Below are 6,649 nucleotides of genomic sequence, written 5' to 3'. Positions count from 1 at the left end.
TGATTACATCGAGATGTTCTACAACGTCAAACGACGTCATAATCATGCTGACCGGCTTTCGCCCGTCAACTATGAAAAGCAGTACTTCGAGAGGCTTGCGAGTGTCTAAGAAACTCGGGGCGATTCACAAACAGCTGAAGAAGCTGTTTGGACTGTCTGAGGGCCTTGGTGCCCTCCGTGAGTATCAGAAGGTCGAAGTTGAGTTGACCCCTGAGGAGTCTGCAAGGAATTGTTCCAAGTTGCGAAAGGTGCATCGCGGTACAAAGCGACTGAGTCTTGTGCAAGACGATCCAGCCTCTCTCTACATGAAGAACCGCGTCCTCGGGTGCGACCTCACAAAACTGTCCAAGTACGTCCGATTCCATCCTTCACTCGAGTATTGGGAGGTTGGTGAAGACGACAAATATCACATGACAGGTCGACATCCTGCGATGGTATTGCAGGTCGTTGATGGGAAGGGTGATCCAGTCACGCTGCATCGGACATACTTGACCAAGGACGGCCGCAAAGCCCTGGTAGAAGAACCGAAGATGCAGATGTCGGGTAAGAGGAAATTGAAAGGGGCAGGAGTACGTCTCTTCGAACATCCAACAAGGAGGGTCGGCCGTGATTCGTGCAAAATTTGTCAAAAATCGACATAAGCATATGAATTAAAAGGAATTGTCCCCAGCTAAACGTCAACGTTTGTTAATCCCGTTTTGTATCTCGGTCCAAATAAGATTTCAACTCGCTTGAGAGCATCTGATGTGTATCGAGTTTTGCCTGCAACGTGACCAGTTCTATTTGATGTTGATTTAACTGTCCAGTTACGACACTGACTTGCTGGACCGCGTCTGCGAGCTGGGTACGCATTTCCCGAAGTTGAGCATCTTTCTCACCAATTTGCTCTTTCAATAGCCTGTTGCTCTGGTCCACACTCTGCAATTGTTCCAGTTTTTGTTCAAACTGGCGCACGCGTGTTTGCTGTTCATAGAGTGCTTGCTGGGCGTGCGAGAGGTCTGATACCAACCGTACACCCTCTTTATTGAGCCTGGTGGTCTCGTCTTGTTTGACGATCAAACCTTGCTGAAGCTGGCGCATTTCTGCCTGCAGACCTTGGACTTGTTGTTCGTGTCGCCGCATGTCCTGGTCCCGCTGTTCTTTGGTCGATTCTCGATAGTGCTCCAAAGATTCTCGGGCATGCTGATGCTTTTCTTCCAAGGACTGTCGATGCCGTTCGTTTTCGTCCAGACGTTCCTTGAGCGCCGACACTTGCAGAGTCAAACCTTGGCATTCGACCTTTGCCTGCTGCAACTGCGTCGCAGTGTGTTCATGGGACTCTTTTTCCGACGTCAAGGCAGATTTGGCCTGCTGTAGGCTGGTATTAAGTTCTGTGCTTTCCTGTCGCAATTCCAGAATCAAGGCCGTTTGTCGCCGTTCCGTTTCGGCTGACTCGTTGTGAATAGCCGCAATTCTCGTATCTGCTTCTTCCTGCAATTGAGCGGCCAATCTTGCCACAAGATCTTGCAGCGCATCGCTTAGTGACGCTTTAATGGATTTCCCGCCGTCTTCCTCTTCCAACTCCTTGAGATACTTATGAATCGTGGTCTTGGAGCCAGTATTGCCGAGTTCAATACGTACCGCGTCGACTGACGGGTGCTTGCCCTGCCCTATCAGAGTGTCGCGGGCTTTCTTAACTTGCGATTTGTAAAGTCCAGTACGGGCCATCTTTGCTCCTATAAATTTGATACTACATTACATACCACGTAATTACATACTATAATTTATTGAAATTCAATAAGTAATTGTTGAATTTAAAGAATAGATAATGCAGTGTTATCACATGTCATATGAGAAAGCCGCTAAAATAAACCGCGTATTACTGTAACGATGCCATAGAGTGCTTTTTTACTTTTCCAGATTGTGCAGACATGGAACCAACCGTTCTACCCGACACCGCGCTCGAATTTACCAAACTAAAAGAAATTTTCGGCCGCCTAATCGAAGCACAATCCGGCATCCGACTCGAACCTGGCGAAGGCTGGAAGAATCATGCCCAAATTCTGTTAATCAAAATCTTTCGACACCTTGAGTCCATCGAGACTATTTTCGAGGGTGTGCAAACCTCTATAGGCAAAAAGACCTTCCCCCACTACGTCGACCATGCATCGATTGCCGTCTTAGCCCGTACGGCATTCGAAACCTACATGATGTTTCATTTCATTTTTTGTGCGAAGTCAGAGCTATCTAGACTCGCCATCAAATATGGGAGTACGCAGGCCTTCGTGGTCGGCAAACCATGCACGGCACCGTCATCGGACGGACTCAATGGCAACACGTTATCGAGGCGGATAAAAAGAGGATTCAATTACTCGATCAAGACATTCGTGCCAACCGTTTATTTGCTCAGTATATGAAAGAAGTCCAAGACAAAGTTCTAAAGAAGAACGACGCCAAGATGTGCTTCAAATGGATGGATTTGGCCGAGAAATCCGGTTTTCCGAGAAAGTATGTGCGCGACATGTACAGCCATTTTTGTAACTATGCGCACGCTGATCTGGTCAGTGTGTTGCAAATTCATGATGCTTCTGATGCCGGTCACCACAAGAAGCTAGCCAGTGTAGCGATATCTTTTTGCGCACTCCTTTTGGGACAAATCATCGCCAACTATGCACAACTTTTCCCTCTAGTCGATCAGACGTTAAAAGCCGATTCTGAAGCTTTGGCATTGCTGGATCGATGGAAGGACCTGCTAAGTCGGCTCGGCGATCTGTACGAGAATGCAAATTCACGGGGATTCCATGGATAAAATCGATCAATACATCCACGCGGCGACACGGCAAAACACTCGGCGTAGCTACCAGTCGGCTATCCATCACTATGAAGTCGAATGGCGGGGCTACTTGCCGGCCACCGCCGAAAGCGTTGCCCGCTACCTGGCTGACTATGCTGAAACCTTGGCGATCAATACGCTCAGGCATCGCCTAGCGGCACTTGGCCAATGGCATATAGACCAAGGTTTTCCCGATCCTACAAAAACACCGATCGTCCGCAAAGTCTTTCGCGGCATCCAGCAATTACATCCTGTACAGGAAAAACGAGCTAAGCCTCTTCAACTGGAGCAGCTCGAACAGGTGACAACCTGGCTTGACGGTGCCATCGTCGCTGCAGGCGTAGAACATGATTGGGTAAAGCAAATGCGCCTCACCCGGGATAAGGCGCTTGTTTTGCTTGGATTCTGGCGGGGCTTTCGAGGCGATGAGCTGGCGCGACTTGAGGTTCAATACGTCGAGGCACTTCCTGGCGAAGGAATGACATGCTATCTCCCTCAAACCAAAGGCGATCGCCAGTTTAAAGGCAGTACATTTAAAGCACCTGCATTGTCCCATCTTTGTCCAGTCGCGGCATATCAGGCATGGATCGACCTGAGTGGGCTGGAAAACGGCGCCGTCTTTAGATCGATTAATCGCTGGGGAAAAATTGGCGATACAGGGTTAAATCCGCCCAGTATCATTCCATTGCTCCGGTCGCTATTTGCGCAAGCCGGCATTCTTGACGCAGATGACTACAGCGCGCATTCGCTTCGTCGTGGATTTGCCAATTGGGCGACATCAAACGGGTGGGATCTCAAAACACTGATGGAATACGTGGGGTGGAAGAATATTCAATCGGCGATGCGCTATATCGATGGTGCAGATCCATTCGTTAAAAACCGCATCGAGGCTGGGCTGTTACCGGTTGTGTAAGGCAAGTAGTCCATACATCCGCACCTTAAACCTCTGCTAGGGGGAATTCATTGAAATATTTAGTGAAATGGCGGAAAGGAAGGGTACTGCAAAATATAGAAATCCAATCCTCATTGCAAATACTAATTATTATCATTTATAATTACATATGTTGGAGCGGTTCAGTGCGTAGTGTCCTTGTTGCTCCAACTTTTAAGCTTTGCCAGCCAATTGCAGTGATGCCTCATCTCTGATAGCCAGCCATAAGTCTTAAAGACTGATTGCTAGTACCGATTTTTAAACTGAGAGCATAACTGCAATGAAAAAAAATAAATTAGCGCTGCTGGTTGCACTAGCGATGCAACATCTATCCAGTCCCGCATTTGCACAAACAACTTCCGCCCCTTCAATAGAAGCAAGCCTGCCGGAAATAAAAGTCCAGGGTGGTCGTGAACTAGGGCAGACCTATAACCTACCAACTTCTGTAAGTGCTACTAAAATCGAAGCGCCCTTACGCGATATCCCACAAACGATCAATGTTGTGCCGCAGCAGGTAATTCGCGACCAAAACGCGCTTTCGCTCGAAAGCGTGTTGAAGTACGTACCAGGCGTTGGCCTATCTAATGGAGATGGCCAACGCGATCAAGTCACAATACGCGGCTTTAGCGCTATTTCTGATCAATTCGTCGATGGCATCCGGGATGATGCACTGTACTTTCGTGATCTATCGAATATTGAGCAAGTGGAAGTAATTAAAGGGCCCGCATCTGTTTTATACGGACGAGGATCGTCTGGTGGATTGATCAACCGCATCACTAAAAAACCTGGTATCAACAAGAGCGAAGTTTCCGCAACAGTAGGGAGTTGGAACCAGCGCCGTAGTGATTTCGACTTAGCACGTGACTATAGCGAAAACGGCATTGGCGTTGCCTTCCGCCTGACAGGCGCGATTGAAAAAGCAGACAGTTATCGCGACCAGCAGTTTCTTGATCGAAACGTTATTTCTCCATCACTATTATTTAAGTTTAATTCCTCTTCCAGCCTTCTGTTGCAGGCAGAACGTCTCTCTGACCGCCGAGTAACAGACTTTGGCATTCCGTCATTTCAAGGCAGCCCCGTGAACGTATCGCCGAGCACTTATTATGGTGCGGCCAATGCCCGTGATGTCGATTACACGCAAACGGATGTAACTTCATATGGATTTACCTTTGACCACAAGTTCAATGATCAACTCTCGTTGCGCAACGCATTCCGTTACTACGACTATACGTCGGACCGCAACAACACACTAGTAACGTCTGTCAACGAAGCAGCGCAAACTGCAAGGCTTACACATTCCAGCTTCCGTCGTAAGGACGATGGCTATTCCAACCAGACCGAACTAACTCAAAAGCTTGATTTGGCGGGTATGAAGCATCAAATCCTGTACGGCATTGAATTGGGAAAGCAAAACAAAGGTGAAATACGTACGGCAAATCAGAATGCAGGAGATGTGAACTTATTTAGACCTGTTTTGCCTGTTGTGGCTAGAACCGTTTCTGGAGAGCCGACGACATTGAGCGACATGGATACCAGCAGTTTTTATCTTCAAGACCTGGTAACACTTTCAGACCAGTGGAAGGCATTAGCTGGTGTACGATATGACAAATTTGAGCAAAGGACGCGCAATACCGCAACTGGATCACGTCTGGAAAGAACGGATCGAGAATGGAGTCCGCGCGTTGGCCTTGTTTATCAACCGTCCACCACGCAATCTTATTACGCTAGCTACAGTAAGTCATTTCAGCCCTCGGCAGAAAACTTTCCACTACAACCAACAAATGAAGATATCACTCCGGAAGAAACAACCAACAAAGAAATCGGTGCTAAGTTCGATTTCTTCAACGGCCTTGCTTCCGCTACCGCATCACTGTTTCAACTGGAGCGCACCAATATCAAATCGGCAGTACCGGGAAGCAATCCAGTTGTAATATTACCTATTGGAACACAGCGCACCAACGGACTTGAGCTGACTTTTACAGGAGATCTCTCTAATGGTTGGCAAGTGTGGACGGGTTATTCCTACTTGGACGCCAAAGTAACTTCGTCGCTCGCTGTAGACAGCTCTGATAATCGGACTGCGTTCAAAAACATATCCGTAGAGGGCAAACGCGCTACATTGACCCCAAAACATAGTGCCAATTTATGGGTAACGAAGCGCTTTGGCAACTATCGTGCAGGCGCTGGCATGAACTATGTGGATGACCGGTTTGCCAATGCAGGAAACACGGTTACTCTACCAAGTTACACAACCGTTGATGCGATGTTTGGATACAAGCTTGCCGGGCTCGATCTACAACTGAATATTAATAACATATTTGACCGAGGATATATTGTGTCCGGCCATGGCACTTCGCCAAATTTGAATACGCCGGGGGCTCGGCGCAACGCTCAACTCACTGCGCGGTATAACTTCTAACATATAAAGTTTATCTACTTCCACCATTTGGTGTGCCGTATTAATTTCATTAGAAATTGGTACGGCACAAGTCATTTCAGATAGCGAGAAAAACGAGCAAAGAGGTTTTGCAACCATTCTTCGAGGCTTAGTCGGCATGTTCTGGAATATCACTGCGCACGAACACGCATCCATTGGCCGATGTCGAAAAAAGATGCTAAAGACTTGCTGTCGATCGTATTTTTAGCTCATCGAAGACTCGACAATGCGACGGCAAGCAGGCACTAAGTCGGTCGTTTATATTTCTACTGCAACATGGGATTGATTTTGAAACACCCTATAGGCAGTGTATCAACTTTTTAAAACTCGACTGCGTATGGTGGGAGCACAGTTTTGACCAGCATCCATGAAACAGCATACCCACGCTTTAAGCCTGATCTGACGCAGCGTGAATTAGACGAAATCTATACACCAAATGAGACTGAACAGCGTTTTGCACGCCGGGTAG

The 6,649-nt window shown here is 47.6% G+C and carries 7 protein-coding genes; 6 read left to right on the top strand and 1 reads right to left on the bottom strand.

The window, feature by feature from the left end:
• On the top strand, positions 1-109 hold a 109-nt coding region (locus IXC47_RS19055; RefSeq protein ID WP_195874814.1), incomplete at its 5' end, for an IS3 family transposase.
• Positions 102-641: a DUF7146 domain-containing protein gene (locus IXC47_RS19050; RefSeq protein ID WP_195876737.1), complete on the top strand. Its 540-nt coding sequence runs from the start codon at positions 102-104 to the stop codon at positions 639-641. The genes IXC47_RS19055 and IXC47_RS19050, both read left to right, overlap by 8 nt.
• Before the next feature lie 46 nt (positions 642-687).
• Here IXC47_RS19050 and IXC47_RS19045 read toward each other — a convergent pair whose 3' ends face one another.
• Positions 688-1,707 carry a DNA-binding protein gene (locus IXC47_RS19045; RefSeq protein WP_195876736.1) on the bottom strand — a complete coding sequence of 340 codons (1,020 nt, stop codon included), beginning with the start codon at positions 1,705-1,707 and terminating at the stop codon, positions 688-690.
• Positions 1,708-2,278: 571 nt separating this feature from the next.
• On the opposite strand from IXC47_RS19045, the gene IXC47_RS19040 reads away from it, so the two are divergent.
• The 4 genes from IXC47_RS19040 (at position 2,279) to IXC47_RS19620 (ending at position 6,388) form a co-directional block, all read left to right on the top strand.
• Positions 2,279-2,788 carry a hypothetical protein gene (locus IXC47_RS19040; RefSeq protein ID WP_195876735.1) on the top strand — a complete coding sequence of 170 codons (510 nt, stop codon included), beginning with the start codon at positions 2,279-2,281 and terminating at the stop codon, positions 2,786-2,788.
• Positions 2,781-3,725, top strand: a complete 945-nt coding sequence (locus tag IXC47_RS19035; protein ID WP_195876734.1) for a site-specific integrase — start codon at positions 2,781-2,783, stop codon at positions 3,723-3,725. The genes IXC47_RS19040 and IXC47_RS19035 overlap by 8 nt, the downstream gene beginning before the upstream one ends.
• Positions 3,726-4,023: 298 nt before the next feature.
• Positions 4,024-6,162 carry a TonB-dependent receptor gene (locus IXC47_RS19030; protein WP_195876733.1) on the top strand — a complete coding sequence of 713 codons (2,139 nt, stop codon included), beginning with the start codon at positions 4,024-4,026 and terminating at the stop codon, positions 6,160-6,162.
• 25 nt (positions 6,163-6,187) lie between these two features.
• Positions 6,188-6,388, top strand: coding sequence for a TIGR02391 family protein (locus IXC47_RS19620; RefSeq protein WP_407651168.1), 201 nt, complete (start codon positions 6,188-6,190; stop codon positions 6,386-6,388).
• Positions 6,389-6,649 lie beyond the last annotated feature (261 nt).

Origin of the sequence: Herminiimonas contaminans (assembly GCF_015645465.1) — a bacterium.
Taxonomy (GTDB): domain Bacteria; phylum Pseudomonadota; class Gammaproteobacteria; order Burkholderiales; family Burkholderiaceae_D; genus Oxalicibacterium; species Oxalicibacterium contaminans.
This window is presented reverse-complemented; position numbering and strand designations above follow the sequence as displayed.

Bases quoted from the DNA above. Each gene is read 5' to 3' on its own strand.
- IXC47_RS19045 (WP_195876736.1), bottom strand. From the start codon at position 1,707: ATGGCCCGTACTGGACTTTACAAATCGCAAGTTAAGAAAGCCCGCGAC.
- IXC47_RS19040 (WP_195876735.1), top strand. From the start codon at position 2,279: ATGCACGGCACCGTCATCGGACGGACTCAATGGCAACACGTTATCGAG.
- IXC47_RS19035 (WP_195876734.1), top strand. From the start codon at position 2,781: ATGGATAAAATCGATCAATACATCCACGCGGCGACACGGCAAAACACT.
- IXC47_RS19030 (WP_195876733.1), top strand. From the start codon at position 4,024: ATGAAAAAAAATAAATTAGCGCTGCTGGTTGCACTAGCGATGCAACAT.